Annotated in this window: 1 protein-coding gene; it reads left to right on the top strand. The window is 54.1% G+C overall.

Going from position 1 to position 495, the window contains the following annotated elements:
* Positions 1-34: 34 nt before the first annotated feature.
* A partial coding sequence (locus ACFWW2_RS06695; RefSeq protein ID WP_393927077.1) for an IS110 family transposase occupies positions 35-495 on the top strand: 461 nt, incomplete at its 3' end.

Raw genomic sequence — 495 nt, 5'->3', positions numbered from 1 at the left:
TCGTACACGGCCACAATTGAGAGAGGACGGCAAAATGATTGATACAATGATCGGTGTAGACTTGGCAAAGAATGTGTTTCAGCTTCATGGTGCTTCGCTGACAGGGGAGGTCAAATTTCGAAAGAGGCTCTCCCGACCTCGGTTTCGAAGGTTCATGGAAGCTCAGCCTGCAAGTATCGTTGTGTTTGAAGCTTGCGGCGGTGCTCATTTCTGGACGCGGGAGATGCAGCAACTTGGGCACGAGGCAAAGCTGATCGCTCCACAATATGTGAAGCCATTCGTCAAACGGCAGAAGAATGATGCGGCTGATGCTGAGGCGATTGTGATTGCGGCGCAGCGCCCGGAGATGCGGTTCGTGGAACCCAAAAGCAACGCGCAAATCGCACGAGGTGTTGTGTTCCGTTCACGCGACCGTCTGGTGCGCCAGCGCACTGAACAGATCAATGCGCTGCGATCGGTTCTTTATGAACAGGGCCAGGTCTTTCCGACCGGCGT

This window comes from Yoonia sp. R2-816 (assembly GCF_046762905.1).
Lineage (GTDB): Bacteria > Pseudomonadota > Alphaproteobacteria > Rhodobacterales > Rhodobacteraceae > Yoonia.
The sequence above is the reverse complement of the archived record's forward strand: the minus strand, read 5'-3'. Positions and strand labels throughout refer to the sequence as shown.